Below are 18,743 nucleotides of genomic sequence, written 5' to 3'. Positions count from 1 at the left end.
ACTGTTGTTGCGTTTCTTCGAATTTTTCAATATCACTAGCACTTGGGTATAATTGCACTTTAATCGTTTTCGTTAACTGCATCTTGTCACCTCTTTTCTCTCAAATACATTATACCCTCTATTTAGAGGAAACATAAAAGATAACCTAGTAAAATCAACAAAAAGAGCAGTCTATTTCGCTAATTCCTCCTGGGTATCAATACCTAGGTTTCCTTAGCTGACAGCTTGTAAATGAAGGAAAACCTAACTTCATTACAAAAAACAACAGACCTACCAGCCGCAGACGCAGAAACTGCTGAAGAAGAAACTGAACAAACAGTCTACAATGACTACTTTGAAGATGCTGATGTAGCAGACCGTACCTTATCTGACTATGCAGGTGAATGGCAATCTGTTCACCCATTCCTTGAAGACGGTACCTTAGACCAAGTCTTTGACTACAAGTCTAAATTAAACAACGGCATGACCACTGAAGAGCATAAAGAATACTACACAACTGGTTACCAAACTGACGTCGATAATATCAACATTACTGACAATACAATTGAATATATTGTGGCCGGTGAAAGCAAGACATTCGAGTATAACTATGTTGGTTATGAAATCTTAACCTATGAAAAAGGAAATCGTGGTGTTCGTTTCTTATTTGAAACAAACGACCCGGAAGCCGGCGACTACAAATACGTGCAATTCTCAGACCATAATATTGCACCCGTTGAAACAGGACACTACCATATTTATTGGGGTGGCGAATCACAAGAAGCCCTTCTTGAAGAAGTAGACCACTGGCCAACATACTATCCAACTGATATGTCTGGCTCAGAAATTGCACAAGAAATGATGGCTCACTAACCTAGAATATAATGATTCATATTTTACATATAAACAAAATACATAGTGTTTTTCTAAACTCCCAGGAGTACTAGCCAATTAAAAGCCACTGGACTGCAAAAGGTGAGACAAAATCGTTCAGGCTCGCAGTACTGGCGTAAATAGTTGTAGTGATGGCAGATCACGAAACCTATTTGCGAAGTGGTTTCTAAACTATATTGACTTGTTTTACCCATACATACACAAAAAGGAAGATCTGCTTTTGACAGGCCTTCCTTTTTGATTTGTAGACGCTTATTCTCTACAGGTTATCTTGGATATCTGCTTCAATATCTGCGGGTTTTGTTGTTGGGGCATACCGTTTAATAAAGTTGCCTTGCCGGTCTACTAAAAATTTAGTGTAATTCCATTTTACTAGACCATTACCAGATGCTTTTTTCAGATACGAAAATAATGGTATTGTTTTAGGTCCGTTTACGGATACCTTATCGAACATAGGAAATGAGGTGCCAAAGTTTAGTGCGCATGCTTCTGCAGCCCCTTTACTATCCTCAGGTTCTTGCATGAATGAATTTGAAGGGAATCCAAGTACCTTAAAGCCCTCACGTTGATATTTTTGGTGTAAGTCTTCAAGTCCTTCTAATTGAGACGCTAGTCCACATTTAGTTGCTGTATTTACAATCAACAACAAGTCCCCTTCATAATCCGCTAGGTTTTTATCTTGCCCATTAGCATCTTTTACAGTGTAATCATAGATAGTCATCATATTTCTCCTTTTTATAGTAGAAACGCTTCAAAGCCTTCTGCATCTTAGGCTAAATGATACGCCTTTTTACCTGTGAAAGCGAACAATCACGTTTATATATTGATTATTTATCATCAATGTGCTTTCGCTAGTTCTTGAGTCTTGCATCAATAATATTTGCTTGTACTAGTACCCACGTTACTAAAATTTATTAGCTTCTATCGTTAACTTACGTTATTAAGCCAGAGTCTGGAGCTTTCCTAGCATACCTTAGCAGTGAAAGAGGATGGTCTGACTATTCATTCTTTGGACTTCGGCCCTTACAGATTAAATAGTCAGCCAAGCCATTAGACCTTGGCTGATGAGTTTCCCACTGCTTTTGAGGCAATGATAGGAAAAGTGTAACCCGAAGGCTTATATATGCAAAGTAACAAGTACTAACACAAAGTTTAAGTCAATGGCTAACTGATATCTTTTTATTATATAAATGATAAAGGAAAATTGAGAAACTTGTATTATATGGTGGTATCCATTTTTATACCCTAACCATTTGTAAATGTAAGAGCTTTCATGGTATAATATATCAAATTCCTAAGAGAGAGGTTCTTTATATATGGCTAAATACGAAGAGGTAGCTGGCGCGTTGGTCCGCTACATCAATGAAAATGAATTAAATGCAGATGATAAGTTACCCAGTATCCAAGAAATGGTGGACTACTACCAAGTGAGTAAGAATACGGTATTATCTGCCTTAAATGACTTAGAGAAACAAGGGTTGATCTACCAAGTACGTGGTTCTGGAGTATATGTACGCGGTAATCAACGTAAGGGTTATATCAACCTATTAAACCTAGGTGGGTTTAATTCAACCTTGAGCCAATTTAAAATCGATTCTAAAGTTTTATCCCTTGCTTTAATTGCACCAACTGAGGAAGCGGTAGAAAATTTAAAAATTGATGACCCAGCAAAAACAAAGGTCTACCATGTTACCCGCATCCGCTACATCGAAGGGCGCCCCTTCTGTGTGGAGGAGTCTTATTTTGACAAGGATATAATCCCTTACTTAAGTGAAGAAATTGCTTCGAATTCCATCTTCGACTATATTACAGAAGATCTGGAAATTCCAATTGGCTATGGTGACCACTTCTTGCGTGTTGGGAAATTGAAGGCTGAGCAAGCTGACCATTTAAATTTAAGTGAAGGCGAGCCTTGTTTAAAAACAGAGTCGATCTTCCATTTAAATAATGGGAAACCGTTCGACTATTCTAAAATCACTTATCACTTTGAAGAAACACAATTCTTTATTCAAGGTGCGAGCACTCAATACCGTTATTAATTGAAATTGACCAAAGACAAAGGACGCGATTGGCTCGCGTCCTTTGTCTTTGTGCTTAAATGCTGTGGATAATTGATAAGGTTAAAGCAGTAATGGCTGCCTTGCTGTTGGCTAACATTTGAAAAGTATGGCCGTCGCCACAAGCGGGAATAATTGCTGTGGGAGCTTGTTTTAAATCTGCTAATAATGTCATTGATAAATCCTCCTAATTACTACTACAAGTCTGTTATATGGCTTACTAGTGACAATTTGATTCGTCTTATCTTTATTGCTCCTAGTTTTTTACATATATTTTAAGTTTTTAGTAAATAAAAAAAGCGCCCTTTGACTGGTTAAGTCAAAGGGCGCTTTCTGCACGGTACCACCTTTAATTTTTCTAATAGTTGGTTAGACTATTAGACTCACGTTGACGGGACATTCATCCGATCAACTGGCATTTTAACGGCAGCACCCGGTAAACACTCAACCACCCCTTAGGTGGATCGCATCTACAGCTCAAAGTCTACTTTTCAATTAGGGCTTGTCATACCTTCTCAACAATCGGTACTTTCTGTGCACAAGCGTCTAACTTACTTCTACTTCTCAACGCATCAACTTGTTTTATTTACTGACATCAGTATATTAAAATTTATAATAAGTGTCAACAGCAATTTTAATATAATTCTAATATAATTCATTATATCTTAATAATCTTCGATTTCTTTACGGACAGAATAGGTATGATATTGGCCGTGACGGGTATTTAAGGCTGCTTCTATATCTGTTAATGACAGACCTCTTTCAACTAATAAAACCAACAAGTGGTAAAGTAAGTCACTAGTTTCAGATACCAACTCATCATTTCCTTGACCCGCTTGGGCATTTTTTGCGGCAATCACAACTTCCGTCATTTCTTCACCGCATTTTTTAAGAATCTTATCTAAACCTTGATCCATCAAGTATGTCGTATACGACCCTTCTTTAGGGTTATCCACTTTGTCAGCCACTGTATTTTCTAGGATATTCAAGTTGAAGAAATCATCCCCAAAACATGACTGGCTACCGGTATGGCACGTTGGGCCAGTTGGTCTCACTTGTACCAATAGGGTATCTTGGTCACAGTCCAATTCGATATTGACCACTTCTTGCAAGTTACCAGAAGTTTCGCCCTTTTTCCAAAGACGACCTTTAGACCGTGAATAAAACCAAGCTACACCTTCACTTACCGTTAATTCGTAAGCTTCTTGATTCATGTAACCCAACATTAAGACTTGATTTGTCCGGTAATCTTGCAAGATAGCTGGAACAAGCCCGTCGTTCTTGCCAAAATCAATTGCTGTCATTTACTAGTCAATCCCTTCTGCGATAAGTGCTGCTTTTAAATCTTCAATCGCTACTTCTCCCTTGTGGAAAATAGATGCAGCAAGTCCTGCCTCTAGGTTTGTTTGTTGGAACAAGTCGATGAAATCTTGAATACCACTCGCACCACCTGAAGCGATAATTGGAATAGAAACGGCCTCAGATGCCAATTTCAAGAATGGTATATCAAAACCTGTGTAGGCACCGTCAGTATCAATTGAAGTGATTAGTAAGGCACCAGCACCGCGTTGTTCACACTCTTTACACCATTCAAGGGCCTTAATGTCGATTTGCGTTTGACCAGCGTTCGTGTACACAAAGTAGTCACCCTTCGCTTCATCATAAGCCATATCTACGGCAATCGTTACCGCTTCTGAACCGAATTTGTCCACTGCTTCATTGATAAAGTCAGGATTTTTTACAGCTGCTGAGTTAATACCGACTTTGCTGGCACCTGCATCAAGCGCATCTTGAATATCTTGAACAGAGGCAATTCCCCCACCAACAGTTAATGGAATATCAATAACATTCGCAACATCCGCAATCATTTGCGTACGTAATTGGTGCCCGTCAGTTGTTTTCGTAATATCTAGGATGACTAATTCATCAGCACCTGCGTCTGAATATTTTTTGGCAAAATCAACGGGGTCCCCTAACTCTTTTACATCTACAAAGTGAACACCTTTGACCAATTTACCGTCGCGCGTATCTAAACATGGAATAATTTTTTTCATTTTTTACAGTCCTTCCCAGAAACTTGGATTCTGTGCAGCTTTTCCGACAATTGCTTGGCTTACGCCTTGTGCTTGGAGGGCATCTAAATCATGTCGGCTCCTCACACCGCCAGACGCAACGACTTGATGTCTGGTGATACGTTGAATTTGACCCGTCTTCTCTACATTAGGGCCGGCCTCCATGCCATCTTTATAAATATCGGTATAAATAATACCGGCAATATCTAAGTCGGCAATTTCATCAAGGTATTCTTGGATATAGCGGCCAGATGCCTCTTTCCAACCATTGATATAAATCGCTTCATCTTTACAATCTAGACCAACATAGATACGACCAGGATATTTTTTGACAGCTTCTTTTAGCCAAGGCACATCCATGATGGCTCTTGTACCTAAAATGAAGTAGTCGATGCCTAATTTATCGTACAACTCAATGGTTTCTAAGTCGCGGATACCGCCACCGATTTCTAAAGGAATATCGGTTAAGGATTTTAAAACTTCAACAGTATCACCTTCAACAGCAGCTTGTTTTGTAGCACCAATTAAATCCACCACATGTATTCTTGTCACTTGTGGGAATTGGCTATAGTAGGTCACCGCTTCGGCTGCTGACATAGGCATAACGACTTGTTTGTCATAGTCTCCTTGTTGTAAGCGAACGCTCTTGCCATCTATCAGGTCAATTGCGGGGATAATCTCCATGGATATTTGCCTCCTTTTAAATTAGTATTTAACTTTATTTCGATACTTGCGCTTGTCACCAACAATATGCCCCTTATTCGTGATCAAAACGCCCCTGGCTTATTGAATCAATCCTTTTGAGGATGGGACGCCGCCATCTGTTTCTTTCAAAGCAATTTTTAGGGCGCGGGCGAATGCTTTAAAAATACCTTCGATTTCGTGGTGGGTATTGCCGTTTTTCAATAGGTCAATATGTAGGGTCATGCGAGCGTTCATAGCTACGGCGTAGAAGAATTCCTTGACAAGTTCAGTGTCAAAGGTCCCCACTTTTTCAGCTGAAAAGTTGGCGTCATAAACTAAAACTGGTCGGCCTGATAAGTCTAATACGACACGCGCTAAGGTTTCGTCCATGGGTAAGAAATATGATCCGTACCGTTCGTATGAAGGCTGAGATTGGTATAAGTCACGAATAGCTTCACCCAGTAAAATCCCGATATCTTCAGTCACGTGGTGGTCATCAACCCAAGTATCCCCCTCGGCTTCAACGTATAAATCAAGACCAGAATGGAAGGTAAATAAAGTTAGCATGTGGTCTAAGAAACCAACGCCAGTATTAATAGACGTTTGTGCTTGTCCTGACCCATCCGCCTTAGCCAGGCCCAGCTTGATTTGCGTTTCTAAGGTATTCCGTTGTTTAATCTCCAAATTGTTCCCTCCAAGCTTTGATTGTCGCTTTCAACTTGGGATAGTCAGCTGAATCGATCACCGAATATCGCGCCGAGTTTGCCATTTTCCCATCTGCATACTTACGCCCAACGAAACCATTGTCTGCTAAATACTGGTCTAAATCTGGAACCAAATCGCCAAAGATAAACACGAAATTCGTTGCGGACGGAATCACAGTGACTAGATTAGCAACCAGGTTGAAAGCTTCCTGCAATTCCTGCTTAATATCACGTTGGTAATTTACCCATTCATCCAGTCGATTGGTGTCCTCAAACAGCTTGCTGGCAAGGTTTAGCGAAACACTATTCATAGGATAAGGGTGGTTAATCTCCTTCAACTTGTCGAAACGCGGTCCCTGCCCAAAAGCAATCCCGACCCGTAAACCCGCTACCCCATATATCTTAGATAGGGTCCGGATAAATAGGACGTTGTCATTACTTGGTCGCTGGTAGTCCTGACCGAATTCAATATAAGCTTCATCGATGACAAAAGTGATATCTCGATCTGCCGTTTCATCCGCTAATCTCTGTAAAAATTCTTCAGAAAACTGTTGGCCCGTAGGATTTTGCGGATTAGACAAGAAGAATAAGGACGGCTTAAATTCGTCTAATGCCCCAATAATTGTATCTAAATCAAAAGTAAAGTCCATTTCACTCTCCACCTGGAAAAATGGGAAGTCCAACTGGTTGGCATAATCCTGATACATAAAGAAATCAGGATCAACCGCCAAGACACCTCCGCGGCCAAACTGGATAATCAATTTTTGAATCCACTCATCTGACCCGTTAGCAACAGCTACATTCTTTGGGTCAAGACCGGCGTAATTTGCATACGCTGCAATAAAATTAGTTTCTTCGTCTTCAGGATACTGGTTAAAAGGTGTTGCCAAGACTGCGTCCACAATGTCTTGATCTGACAAGGGACGAATGGGAGAGGTGTTGCGGTTCATGATAACCGTGTCCCCGTCTTGATTCACTTCAACCGTTTTTAAATAATCCTCTGTTTTCATAGCTTAACCTTCCTTTCGAATGGCAATTGACCGAGCGTGACATTCCAGTCCTTCAGCCTCAGCAATCGCTTGACCCGCCGGCCCAATAGCTTCATAGGTGGCTTTTGATGTATTGATAATGGCGTGCGAAGTCCGGAAGTCGTTAGCGGTTAAACCATGCGAGAACCGGGCAGTACGACCAGTTGGTAAGACATGCGATGGCCCTGCCACATAGTCACCAATTGCTTCCATAGCGTAGTAGCCTTTGAAAACAGCCCCCGCGTATTTGATTTGATCAACAATCTCATCTTGAGCTGCATGTTGAATGGACACGTGCTCTGGTGCAATATCATTCAAGACGGCGATCAATTGTTGTCTCGTATCACAGATTGCATAGTGGTTGTTTTTAACTGAAGCTTCAATAATATCCGCTCGTTTTTGGCTAGGTAACAAAACTTGTATTCGGTCGGCTATCTTGCCAAGAAAATCTTCTGACTCACACAAGAGGAAAGTTCGAGCGTCTTGGTCATGTTCCGCCTGGGCGAAAATATCGTAAACAATGGCATCAACCGGAATCGTTTCATCTACATACAGGAGGATTTCACTCGGCCCAGCAATGGCATCAATCGATACATCCCCGTTAACCAACCGTTTGGCAGTCGCCACATAGGCATTCCCCGGGCCACAAATCTTGTCCACTTGAGGAATGGTTTCAGTCCCGTAAGCCATGGCAGCAACTGCTTGCGCTCCGCCAATCGCATACACATTGTCACGAATGCCGCATAAGTATAAGGCTGCGAAAGTCACTGATTCTTCCGTGAAAACAGGCGTTGTCACTACCAAGTTTTCAACACCCGCAACAATGGCTGGCACAACCGTCATCAAAACCGTAGACGGGTACAAGGCCTTCCCACCAGGAATATAAAATCCCGCACTATTTAAAGCGTTGTAAACATAGGAAATTTCTTCTCCAGGTCGGTCCGCATATAAGCCCGCTCGTTCGTAAGTTTCAATCCGGTCTTTAGCCTTTTCTAGCGCTGTTTGTAAAGTTGGGTCTAAGTTGTCCCAAGACGCCTTCAACCGTTCAGATGACACTTTGAAATCTTCCGCATTTTGGTAAGCCTGCTCATCAAATTGATTGGTATAGTCAATGACTGCCTGGTCCCCATTTGCCCGAACCACTTGAATCATCTCTTGCACAGCCACCAACCGGTTAAGGTCCCCTGTCTCTTGATTTTTCGCGCTAAACGTCGTTTGAAATGCTGCTACATCCATTTATACCACCTCAATTTCTTGCATAAATTTGTAGATTTCCTTCTCTTTCGTATAGAATGACTGCTTGTTGGCAATCAGTCGTGCTTGTACCGGCAAAATGGTTTTGTACTCCTCAAGGTCATTTTCTTTTAACGTTGTCCCTGTTTGGACAATATCCACAATCGCATCAGCTAAACCTAGAATCGGTGCCAATTCAACCGAACCATTTAAAAAAATTAAGGATACATCTTGCTTTTGTTGGTTAAAGTACTTGCGGGTAATATTTGGAAATGACGTTGCCACCACTTTGATATCCGACTCATCCAAGTTGATAGGTCCAGCGATCGCTAGTCGACATTGGCCAAACGGCAATTCAGACACATTCAAGACATTAAATGACTTTTCAGCAATCGTGTCAGATCCTACAACACCAAGGTCTGCAACCCCTTGCTCCACATAAGTAGGGACGTCTTTTCCTTTTGCAAAAATGAATTTAACACCGCCAACTTCACGGAAGAGATCACGACCACCATCTGTCAAGGCCTCCGCATAGTCATTTAAACCCTTATCGGCTAAAAATTTATTGAAAGCCTTGTAAACACGACCCTTTGCTAAAGCCACAGTAATCATAGAAATCCTCCTTTAGATAAATTCAATCCAATACCAAACCAGCCATTAGCGTACTGTCCACCTGAGAAGATAGGTTTGGAATTCCCTTGTAGAAAGGCTTGGAAATAAAAGCCGTTATAGTATTTTTGTGGCGACCGGAATGATAAATCAAGCACCATTTTGGTGTTGCGTTTTTCAAGTGTCTCTTTCAACAAGTGAATCACAGCCATTTCTTCATTATCACCAAAGTCCTTCTTCACTAGGTCAAACTGCTCTGAAACTGGTTTAGCCATCAATTGGTAGAAATAATGGTCTTTACCAATAGTGTTGCCAAGAGCCGATAGGTTCTTCTCAATTACATAGCCTTTGATTTCAGGACCAAAAGCAAATTTTTCAATGTATTTGTCTAAAATTTCTTCATTATTCACAACAATCATATTGAAAGACGCTTGGCTCATCTGTTCAACGAAATCTAAATGTAGTTCAATGGTATTAGCCATTTGACTAGCACTTGGCGCCACTAATTCAACCCCTGCTTGGTAAGTTGATTGGTGATCTCTCACCATTGGACCGTAGTAAGCGAAGCTATCTTGTTTAAGATCGTAAGTCTTCATGTAATTTAAAATGGACCGAGTCCAATCACTACGAATGGCATATAGTTGCCCTTCCTTTTCAAATACAATGTTGCTCGGGTATTCGGCTTTGCCGTCCCCATCAAATGGTTCCACCATATTCAAATCAATTAATTGGAAACCTGCATTCGATACTGTTTCAAGATAATCTCTCGCTAACGAAATTCGTTGTAATACGTAAGATGCTGCCATGTTGCCCCTCCTTCAAAATGTAAAATAATAAAAAAACGCCCTCAATCCATCACTGGATCAAGGACGCCGAAACGTGTTCCCACCTTAATTCGTCATAAGTTCACACTTATAACCTCATTGACTAGTCTTTATCCGCTAGTCTGGCTATAACGGTGCCACCGGACTACGTGTCATTTAAGCAAAGGCGTGTCTTCATAGGGGACATTATCTGTTCACAGCAACCACAGACTTTCTGGAAATGTTGATCCTATCTCTTAATCTTTACTGTCTCTCACTTGATTACACTCATAATAAAATGTTCAAATTAAAAAGTCAAGTGATTTTTAATAGTATTCTAATTTATACATAAATCATTCTTCTTAATTTGCTGATTTTGGTTAAGCGTAAGCATTATGCTAGTAAACATTCACTATACTTTTCAACTGTTTCTTTAAATCTGTTTGCTTTTCCCCCTGAACCAACGTCGTCAATGCTTTGTCAAAAAAGTACTGAAATAGAACGTACGCGACTAATCTGTCTTAGTTGAATTTTTATACACGATTGCGCTCTTCTGTAGCGAATTGATTTGTATCCCCCTCAATACCCATATGCTTGTCAACCTATTCTCTTTTTGCCAATAAAAATGATTAAATGATCTTCATAGCATCCCGCTATTGACACTTTAAGTGTATCAACCATATAATACAGATAGAGAAAGTGTATCAATTGGATAATACACTTTTGATAAAGTATTTTTGAAAGGAGGGTCTTCATGGTTGTGTTTGATAAGCAGACGCCGATTTATATACAATTAGCCGACCATTATAAGAGGGAGATTGTTGCTAGCCGATTGATGGCTGGGGATAAGTTGCCCTCTCGTCGTGATATCGCCAAAATGTTCAAGATCAACCCTAATACGGTTCAGCGGGCGTTTAAATCATTAGAGGAAGAAGGGATTATTGTGTCAGAAGCAAATGTGCCAAGTCGAGTGACGGAAAACCAAATGATTATTCAACAACTAAAGCGTGATGCTTTGGAGCAGGCCATGGCGGTCTTCTATGATACCACACAGGTCCTGAATATGGACCCGCATGAGATTGCCACTTACATGACAGAATATTTCCAAAAACGAGGTGAACAAGATGATTGAGATTGAAAAGGTGAATAAATTTTATGGGGCAAAGAAAATTCTCGAGGATGTGTCTTTCTCTATTAAACCTGGAGAAATTACGGCTTTAATAGGGGAGAATGGGTCTGGGAAAACGAGTTTGATGAATGGTTTGATGAAGTTAACCCCTATCTCCTCTGGTCAATTTTTAATTGATGGTAAACCGATCGATTTTAATGATTTTAACCGGATTTCTTACATTCCTGACAGCATCATCGTGGCGAAAGAGATGACTATTCAAGAAGCTTTAGATTTTATGGCCACTTACTACAGTACTTATGATCCAGTCTTAGCTAAAGACTTGCTGACTTTCTTCAATTTAAATCCTGATGAAAAGATTTCACACTTGTCTAAGGGAAATACGGCTAAGGTGAACTTGCTGCTTGGTCTAACTTTAAACTCGGATTACCTCATTATGGATGAACCTTTTTCTGGGATTGATATCTTTACTAGAGAAGAAATTGCCAATGTCTTCACGAGTAAGTTGATGGCTGGACGTGGCGTTTTAATTTCAACCCATGAAATTAATGAGATTGAAACTTTGGTGGACCGGGTAGTCATGTTAAAAGATTGCCGAATTATTCAAGATTTCTATACGGAAGATTTACGTTTAGAAGAAGGCAAGTCGATTACCGATAAGATGTGGGAGGTGTATCGCTAATGATAAAATTACTGAATTTAATCACGGACGAATTAAAACGAGCAAAAGGGTTTTATTTCCTGCTAATCGCTTTTGTCTTAGTGACTGAAGGAATCATGGTATTTGGAAACGTCAGGGCAAGCTATAAGGCGATTGCATCCGGAAATACCACAGATTACCGCTTCCCAATTACCAACTTAGCATCGGCTTTTGACGATAGCATGGCCTTTACCTTGATTATTGGAGCCACTGGTTTTGCTTTACTCGCTTACGCGGTATTTTCATGGATTCGCGACTGGCATTTTCAAGGAAGCTTTATTTACCGATTGTTAAGTTTACCTGGGAACCGGGCACCAATTGCCTACGCCAAGCTAATCTCTACCTTAATCATGATGGCTGGAATTTTGATTTTACAATTGGCTGTATTCTATGTTGCAAACACCGCTTTTTCTATCATGTTTGCTGATAACTATACGACGACACCAGTTTTGATTCAAATTGCGACTAAGATGCAAACGAGTTTAGTCTTGTTCCCGCCCTATCCAGGACAAACTTTTCTGACCTATGGTGGTGGTTTATGGTTCTTATTCACCTTAATGAATAGCATGATCATTTTACTAAGTGCGAGAGGTTATACATGGGCTCGGACGATTATACATATCGTCATTTACTGGTTGGTATCTATTGCCCTTATCTACCTGATGGCCTTTTCAACACTCACCCTGTCTCTTACAGCGACTGAAGCAACTATTATCGTCTTAGTCTTCATTTATGCCGCAAATATTATCAACGGTTACATGATGTCATGGTTGATGAACCATTATGTCAGTGTTTAAGAAAGGAGCTATCATGATGAAAATGCGTAAACAAAACTGGCTGACCCTTATTTTCCTAGCGGTAATTGCTGGTGTGTCCTTATTCGTCTGGCTTAGGGTTGGCACCTTTAAACCTGTAAAGGTAACCAGTGTAAACTCTGAAGCAAGCGGGCAAGAAACCCAGGTATCGAGCCTTTATCTATCAACCGAAGATGATTCGAATTCAATTAACTGGATTCCTCTATCAAGACGAGGTGACGTGCTAATTCCTACGATCAATGATAGCTATGGTATGTTTACCAGCCAAGTTCAAGATGCGGTCTACAAAAAATTCTCCTTGTTCGACCGCCCAAATTTGTCTAATGCACGTTTGATTTTGGAAGATGATGACCTACAATTATGGCAGGCTGATACCCTCTTAGGTGATAACAAAGCCCAATTAGACTTGACCTTAATTCAAAAAAATGATGAAGGCAACTGGACCTATACCACACCGTCTTTTCAGTTAGACCAAGCAGACCGGACTGGTAATACCTTGATGTCAATCGCTGAAGATGACACGACCATTTACCTGGTATATGCCTTCCTACAAGACTACGACCAAGCAGACTATTTAAAAACCTTTGAATTAAACAAGGCAGATGGCGAAATCACGGAAGTTGCAACCATGGACAATGCGAGTTATGAATTGTACTTAGGCAGTGTTGACGGGTTAAGCCGTAACCCTAAGTACCACTTGTTGCCAATAGCAGCAACAAATAATGAAGACAGTGAAGACTATATCTCTCCAACTACTTATGAGATTATCAATCCAACAAACGGTAACAAACAATTCATGGACACGTCATCATTAGTAAGTGCTTTAGAAGAACAATCTGGTGAAACCGACCTTACGCCGATGATTATTGAAGATAAAATCTTTGTCTTAACCAATAATTATGTGGAGAATGACTACGGTAGCTATCCTAGTCAATTAAGTATTTACGCTTACGACATGGAGAGCCAAAACTTTGACCAAATATGGCAGTCAGACCTTGAACAAGCCTCTGACTACTACATTGACAATGGCTATATCTTCCAAACCATTGCAGATGGCAAAACAGGCCAATTGCAACGAGTGGATATTGCCACTGGTGAAACGACCACTGTAGAAGAATATACTATAGAAGAAAATAGTCCATATTCTTTCGCAAAAATCACCAGTGTTGAAGAACAACAATTCCTTCAATAAGAAAATGATGTCGTGAAAAATATTAAAAAGGTGGCCTGGAAAAATTCCAGACCACCTTTTTCGTATGCGCCTATATTTATACCAATGCCAAAGCCGGTTTTACCTGGTCTTTGTATCCAGCTACTTCGCTTGGGTGACAATAGACAAAGTGGTCAGGAGCCACTTCAACTAAGCTACAGTCCGCCCATTGATCCTCACTATAAGCTAAGCCGTCAAAGTGAAGTCGTTGACGGACTTTTTCTGACTCTGGATCCGCTGTTGGAATTGCCGATAACAAGGACCTGGTATAGTCATGCAAGGGGTTGTTATAGATTTCATCAGCTGTACCGATTTCAACCAACCGCCCTTGGCACATGACGCCAATCCGGTCAGAAATATATTTGACCATAGACAAGTCATGGGTAATGAATAAATAGGTTAAATCATTGGTGACTTTCAAGTCTTTCAATAAGTTAACGATTTGGGCTTGAATGGATACGTCAAGGGCTGAAATGGCTTCATCTGCGATAATTAATTTTGGTCTAAGGGCTAGCGCTCTGGCAATCCCGACCCGTTGACACTGACCCCCTGAAAACTCCCGCGGATACCGGTTAGCATATAGTGGGTCTAAACCAACTTGAGCCATTAATTCTGCTACAGCAGCTTCTTGTTCTTGCTTAGTTTTCACCAAGCCATGGATCCGCATTGGCCCACCAATAATTTCCCCCACTGTCATCCTAGGATTTAAAGAGGCAAAGGGGTCTTGGAAAATCATTTGGATATCTTTTCTAAAGGCCAATAGGTCACGCCGACCTTTTATTTGGGCAATATCCTGACCCAAAAAATTGATTTCGCCATCACTTAGGTTTTCTAATTTCATCAAAAGTTTCCCTGTTGTCGACTTACCAGACCCTGATTCTCCTACCAAGCCAAAGGTTTCCCCTGCCTTAATGGTAAAAGATACGTCATTTACGGCGATTACTTCTTCCGCCCGCCCCTCAGCATAGACTTTTTTCACATGGTTCACTGACACAATATCTGTCATCAAATCCCCTCCTAATTTTCATAAGCTGGTATAACTTCGGCTAATTCTTCATATAGATAAGGCCCATTTGTTGGGTCGGCATTTTCAAAGGCCGCCAAGCCATAAGCTGACCGCGATGATTCTTTGTCAACTTGGGCTTTTTCAGCCTCAGTCCGGTCTAAAATACTTTGGTAGACCACGTAACGCGCTTGAATACCTACTGGTAAAGTCACTTTTGGTGCCCGTTCATCTAGTAACCAGGTTGCTGCCTGATGGGTTTCTGAGACCTCGAACATAGGTGGATCTTTTACAAAATCAACATCTAGTGCATAAGGATTCCGTGGGGCAAAAGGGTCCCCCGCTGCCAACTTGGCCATATTTGGTGGGTTACCTGGAATAGTATACAAGTTGTCATCTTCTGTCGACAAGGTTGGGGTCGCTTCTAGTAAGCCCCATGTATAAGGATGTTGTGGGTGGTAGAAAATTTCATTAGTAGTCCCTGTTTCAACAACACGGCCAGCATACATGACAGCTACTCGGTCGGCCACATTGGCCACGACGCCCAAATCATGGGTAATAAAGATAACGGAAGTATTAAATTCATCTTTTAATTGGTTGATTAATTCAATAATGCGGGCTTGAACAGACACATCTAAGGCTGTCGTTGGTTCATCTGCAATTAAGATTTTTGGTTTACAAGCAAGGGCCATGGCTATCATGATCCGTTGGCGCATCCCGCCTGAAAATTGGTGCGGATAATGGTAGGCCTTTGTTTCTGGGTCTTTAATTTCTACCTTATCCATGAGGTCGATGGCTCGGCGCATGGCCGTTGCCTTATTGACTTTAGTATGGGCCATCACAGCTTCAGCGATTTGCATGCCAACTGTCATTACTGGGTTCAGTGAGGTCATTGGGTCTTGGAAAATCATGGCAATTTCAGACCCTCTAATCTTGGTTAAGTCGGACTTACTGGCTTTTAAAAGGTCTTGTCCTTTAAAAAGGATTTCGCCACCTTCAATATTGGTCACGTTCTTAGCCAATAAACCCGTGATGGCTTTGGTGGATACAGACTTCCCTGATCCAGATTCGCCAACAATCGCCAGTGTCTCCCCTTTTTTCAAGGAGAAGGATACGTCGCGAATAGCTGGTAGGACGCCGTTTAGAGTTTTAAAGGAAATTTTGAGGTTTTTAACTTCGAGTATCTTGTCGTTGCGCATGTCGATCAAATCCTTTCTGTGGCCTAGTTGAAGGTCCATCCTTGAATATCTGTTAGGGATCCAAACCAGAATGGCTGGATACCACCATTCAGGTCGGTGGTTTGAATGGTGAATTGGTAATCAGAATACAGTGGCACTAGGTAAGCTTGTTCTTGGAAACGGGCTTGGATGGCTTTGTAGGTTTCGTAACGGTCTTCAAAGTTGGTTTGTGATGCACCTTGGCTGATTAATTGGTCGAGCTCTGGGTCGTTAATATTGACTTGGTTTGACCCTGATGATGACCAGTAAGAGCCTTGGTCTGGGTCAACGTTTAACGCTAACCCCATCATAGCTAGGTCGTAGTCGCCTGCTGTCACATTGGCCGCGTGGGTGGTAAAGTCGGCTGATGTTTGGACAACATCTAGTCCAATGGCTTCTAAGTCTTGTTCAATCAAGTTGGCGGCATTCATCCGGGTAATATTTCCGGTTGGGACAGCCAATTTAATGGTCTGACTAGTATCAAACCCTGATTCTGCTAGCAATTCTTTGGCACGATCTGGGTCATAGGCCACTGGGTCTAAGTCCGGGTCTTTATAGGCTGAAATTGAGGTATAGGTAGTTGGAATAACTTCCCCTTCCCCTTGCAATAAGCCGTCTGACATCCGGTCGCGGTCAATAGCCGCTAAAAGGGCCTGTCTAAAAGTGGCATTATCGAATTTTTCATTGTTGATATACATAAACTGGACTGAGGTTCCGTAGCTAGATTCGACATAGATGTCCTCATTTTGTTCAAGGAATTTGATGTCTGAAATTGGAATCAAAGCAATCCCACCACCAGCAGTCATGTCTAATTCACCTGCTTGAAGGGCAATCACCATACCGGTTGAATCCATAATATGAACGATGGCATTTTCAATAGCTGGCTTGCCTTTATGGTAGCTTTCATTGGCCACCATCTTGACGTAAGATCCTGACTCATATTTCACGAATTTATAAGGGCCCGCAAAAACAGTCGGATTTGTGGCAAATTCAGAAGAACCCAGGTTATAGATATCTTCTTTTTCTACAACATGCTTAGGGGCAATCATAATCTTAAAGCCAATGTTTTCATAAACGTAAGCTGGGTCAGTGGGTGTCTTCAAGGTAATGGTTAAGGTCTTGTCATCAATTACTTGAACACCGGAAATGATTTCAGTCCCTTCCGCTAATTTACCAGCATCATCCAACCCTTCGATAGACTTCAGATTGGCTGAGTTAGAAGTTTCAACATTTGGATTAGCGATGACATTGAAATTATAAGCCACATCACCCGCTGTAAAAGGTGTCCCGTCTGACCAAACAACGTCATCTTTTATGGTGATGGTATAAACTAAGTTGTCTTCTGTTGTCATTGAAGCGACATTGGGTTCAAACACGCCTGCTTCAGGTTGGTCTAGTAATGATGGGTACATGAACCGTTGAATCCATTGCCCAGCAACGTCTGTGGTGTTAAAAACGTTAAAACCGGAAATGGTGTTAGTTGTCCCAATATCCAGTGTATTGTCAGTAGTGCTTGTTTCTTGGGCTTGGACTTCAGTCGTTAGACCCACTGAACTATCATTGGATGTACCGCAGGCGGCAAGTACAAAGGCGGCCACTGTTGCGATAACTAGCGATAATCGTTTTGTTTTCATGGTTTTCCCTCCTCCCAGTCTTATATCTCACCTTCAACTGCGCTACGTAAGCCTTCACCAATAAAGTTGATGGATAAAACGGCTAAGAATACGGCCAATCCAACTGGTATCCACCGCCAAGATTGCATGGTTAATACCGATAGGGACTGAGCTGCAGTCAACAAATTCCCCCATGAGGCAGTAGGTGGTACAACCCCTACACCTAGGAAGGAAAGCGAAGCTTCTGTGATAATAGAAGTTGAAATCCCAAAAGTCATATTGACTAAAATTGGTGACAAAATATTTGGAACGATTTGCTTAAAGACAATGTTGCTTGTTGAATAACCAGAAGCAACGGCTGCTTGAATATAATCAGCACCTTTTAGTTTCATCACTTCTGCTCGGACTATTCGACAAAGCGGTGCCCAACCAAATAAACCGATCACGATCGTCACGTTCCAAATAGATGGTCCAAGGATTCCAACTGCAACTAGGACTACTAAGAAATAAGGGAAGGACATAATCACTTCAGTTAAACGCATAATTAAAAAGTCCCAAACACCGCCTAGAAATCCAGCTAATAAACCTAAGCTAGTCCCAATAGCTGCATAAATCAGCACCGACACAATCCCAACAAACATAGAGACTTGGCCACCATAAAGTAAACGAGAAAATACATCTCGGCCAATTTCATCTGTTCCTAGCCAGTGGGTCGCTGTAGGGGCTTGTAGAAACCCACCTACAATTTCATCTGGATTAAAAGGGGCAATTACCCCAGCAAATACTGTTGCGCCTAATAAAATGGTAAAACAAATTAGGCCAAATACAGCCGCCTTGTTGCGGGCAAACCGTTGCCAAATAATAGTCCAGTAACCAGTTTGCTTGATGCTTGTATCTTTTTTTTGTGTCTCATGAGCAAGTATATGTTGATCCATAAAATCTTTTGGACTCGCATAAGTCGCTTTAAATAAGTGGTCTTCAGCCATCTCTTTC

General features: G+C 41.3%; 19 protein-coding genes and 1 pseudogene. 6 read left to right on the top strand and 14 right to left on the bottom strand.

Annotated elements, in window-relative coordinates; translation table 11 throughout:
• Positions 1 to 231 precede the first annotated feature (231 nt).
• Positions 232 to 852 (top strand): annotated as a pseudogene (locus tag B2V22_RS02590) (metal-binding protein ZinT); the annotation flags it as partial.
• Positions 853 to 1,132: 280 nt separating this feature from the next.
• Here the strand turns inward: B2V22_RS02590 and B2V22_RS02585 are convergent.
• On the bottom strand, positions 1,133 to 1,597 hold the full coding sequence (locus B2V22_RS02585) for a glutathione peroxidase (RefSeq protein ID WP_290490330.1): 465 nt from the start codon (positions 1,595 to 1,597) through the stop codon (positions 1,133 to 1,135).
• A gap of 592 nt (positions 1,598 to 2,189) precedes the next feature.
• On the opposite strand from B2V22_RS02585, the gene B2V22_RS02580 reads away from it, so the two are divergent.
• Positions 2,190 to 2,912, top strand: a complete 723-nt coding sequence (locus tag B2V22_RS02580; protein ID WP_059134355.1) for a GntR family transcriptional regulator — start codon at positions 2,190 to 2,192, stop codon at positions 2,910 to 2,912.
• A gap of 55 nt (positions 2,913 to 2,967) precedes the next feature.
• On the opposite strand, the gene B2V22_RS02575 is transcribed toward B2V22_RS02580, so the two are convergent.
• The 9 genes from B2V22_RS02575 to B2V22_RS02535 all read right to left on the bottom strand — a co-directional run bounded on the left by B2V22_RS02575 (position 2,968) and on the right by B2V22_RS02535 (position 10,066).
• On the bottom strand, positions 2,968 to 3,105 hold the full coding sequence (locus B2V22_RS02575) for a hypothetical protein (protein ID WP_290490327.1): 138 nt from the start codon (positions 3,103 to 3,105) through the stop codon (positions 2,968 to 2,970).
• Between the two features lie 490 nt (positions 3,106 to 3,595).
• Positions 3,596 to 4,234: a bifunctional phosphoribosyl-AMP cyclohydrolase/phosphoribosyl-ATP diphosphatase HisIE gene (hisIE, locus tag B2V22_RS02570; RefSeq protein ID WP_290490326.1), complete on the bottom strand. Its 639-nt coding sequence runs from the start codon at positions 4,232 to 4,234 to the stop codon at positions 3,596 to 3,598.
• Between the two features lie 3 nt (positions 4,235 to 4,237).
• Positions 4,238 to 4,984 carry an imidazole glycerol phosphate synthase subunit HisF gene (gene hisF, locus B2V22_RS02565; protein WP_290490324.1) on the bottom strand — a complete coding sequence of 249 codons (747 nt, stop codon included), beginning with the start codon at positions 4,982 to 4,984 and terminating at the stop codon, positions 4,238 to 4,240.
• A gap of 3 nt (positions 4,985 to 4,987) precedes the next feature.
• Positions 4,988 to 5,686 carry a HisA/HisF-related TIM barrel protein gene (locus B2V22_RS02560; protein WP_290490322.1) on the bottom strand — a complete coding sequence of 233 codons (699 nt, stop codon included), beginning with the start codon at positions 5,684 to 5,686 and terminating at the stop codon, positions 4,988 to 4,990.
• Between the two features lie 99 nt (positions 5,687 to 5,785).
• On the bottom strand, positions 5,786 to 6,370 hold the full coding sequence (hisB, locus tag B2V22_RS02555; protein WP_290490320.1) for an imidazoleglycerol-phosphate dehydratase HisB: 585 nt from the start codon (positions 6,368 to 6,370) through the stop codon (positions 5,786 to 5,788).
• Positions 6,360 to 7,400, bottom strand: a complete 1,041-nt coding sequence (locus B2V22_RS02550) for a pyridoxal phosphate-dependent aminotransferase (protein ID WP_290490317.1) — start codon at positions 7,398 to 7,400, stop codon at positions 6,360 to 6,362. Before B2V22_RS02550 ends, hisB begins: the two co-directional genes overlap by 11 nt.
• A gap of 3 nt (positions 7,401 to 7,403) precedes the next feature.
• A complete protein-coding gene (hisD, locus tag B2V22_RS02545) occupies positions 7,404 to 8,654 on the bottom strand; it encodes a histidinol dehydrogenase (RefSeq protein ID WP_290490315.1) in 1,251 nt (416 codons plus the stop codon).
• Positions 8,655 to 9,263: an ATP phosphoribosyltransferase gene (gene hisG, locus B2V22_RS02540; RefSeq protein WP_290490313.1), complete on the bottom strand. Its 609-nt coding sequence runs from the start codon at positions 9,261 to 9,263 to the stop codon at positions 8,655 to 8,657.
• Entirely contained in the window at positions 9,260 to 10,066 is an 807-nt protein-coding gene (locus tag B2V22_RS02535) for an ATP phosphoribosyltransferase regulatory subunit (RefSeq protein WP_290490311.1), read from the bottom strand. Before B2V22_RS02535 ends, hisG begins: the two co-directional genes overlap by 4 nt.
• A gap of 751 nt (positions 10,067 to 10,817) precedes the next feature.
• Here B2V22_RS02535 and B2V22_RS02530 point away from each other — a divergent pair.
• The 4 genes from B2V22_RS02530 to B2V22_RS02515 are packed head-to-tail and all read left to right on the top strand — an operon-like array spanning position 10,818 to position 13,899.
• The gene (locus tag B2V22_RS02530; protein WP_290490309.1) at positions 10,818 to 11,195 is read left to right on the top strand and encodes a GntR family transcriptional regulator; all 378 of its coding nucleotides are present in this window, start codon (positions 10,818 to 10,820) and stop codon (positions 11,193 to 11,195) included.
• Complete coding sequence (locus B2V22_RS02525; RefSeq protein ID WP_290490307.1) at positions 11,188 to 11,874, top strand: ABC transporter ATP-binding protein; 687 nt, start codon at positions 11,188 to 11,190, stop codon at positions 11,872 to 11,874. The genes B2V22_RS02530 and B2V22_RS02525 overlap by 8 nt, the downstream gene beginning before the upstream one ends.
• Entirely contained in the window at positions 11,874 to 12,689 is an 816-nt protein-coding gene (locus B2V22_RS02520; RefSeq protein WP_290490305.1) for a hypothetical protein, read from the top strand. The genes B2V22_RS02525 and B2V22_RS02520 overlap by 1 nt, the downstream gene beginning before the upstream one ends.
• A 16-nt stretch (positions 12,690 to 12,705) precedes the next feature.
• Entirely contained in the window at positions 12,706 to 13,899 is a 1,194-nt protein-coding gene (locus tag B2V22_RS02515) for a hypothetical protein (RefSeq protein ID WP_290490304.1), read from the top strand.
• A gap of 76 nt (positions 13,900 to 13,975) precedes the next feature.
• On the opposite strand, the gene B2V22_RS02510 is transcribed toward B2V22_RS02515, so the two are convergent.
• From B2V22_RS02510 to B2V22_RS02495, 4 genes are read right to left on the bottom strand one after another with little or no spacing between them, the layout of a single operon-like run.
• Positions 13,976 to 14,923, bottom strand: a complete 948-nt coding sequence (locus B2V22_RS02510) for an ABC transporter ATP-binding protein (protein WP_290490303.1) — start codon at positions 14,921 to 14,923, stop codon at positions 13,976 to 13,978.
• An 11-nt stretch (positions 14,924 to 14,934) separates the two neighbouring features.
• Positions 14,935 to 16,119, bottom strand: a complete 1,185-nt coding sequence (locus tag B2V22_RS02505; RefSeq protein ID WP_290490301.1) for an ABC transporter ATP-binding protein — start codon at positions 16,117 to 16,119, stop codon at positions 14,935 to 14,937.
• A gap of 23 nt (positions 16,120 to 16,142) precedes the next feature.
• Entirely contained in the window at positions 16,143 to 17,771 is a 1,629-nt protein-coding gene (locus tag B2V22_RS02500; RefSeq protein ID WP_290490299.1) for an ABC transporter substrate-binding protein, read from the bottom strand.
• Between the two features lie 20 nt (positions 17,772 to 17,791).
• Positions 17,792 to 18,736 carry an ABC transporter permease gene (locus tag B2V22_RS02495; protein WP_290490298.1) on the bottom strand — a complete coding sequence of 315 codons (945 nt, stop codon included), beginning with the start codon at positions 18,734 to 18,736 and terminating at the stop codon, positions 17,792 to 17,794.
• Between the last annotated feature and the right edge of the window lie 7 nt (positions 18,737 to 18,743).

The sequence above is a fragment of the Aerococcus sp. UBA6277 genome, assembly GCF_002440555.1.
Classification (GTDB): Bacteria; Bacillota; Bacilli; order Lactobacillales; family Aerococcaceae; genus Aerococcus.
Note: the sequence above shows the minus strand (reverse complement) of the source record. Positions and strands in the feature narration are given on the sequence as shown.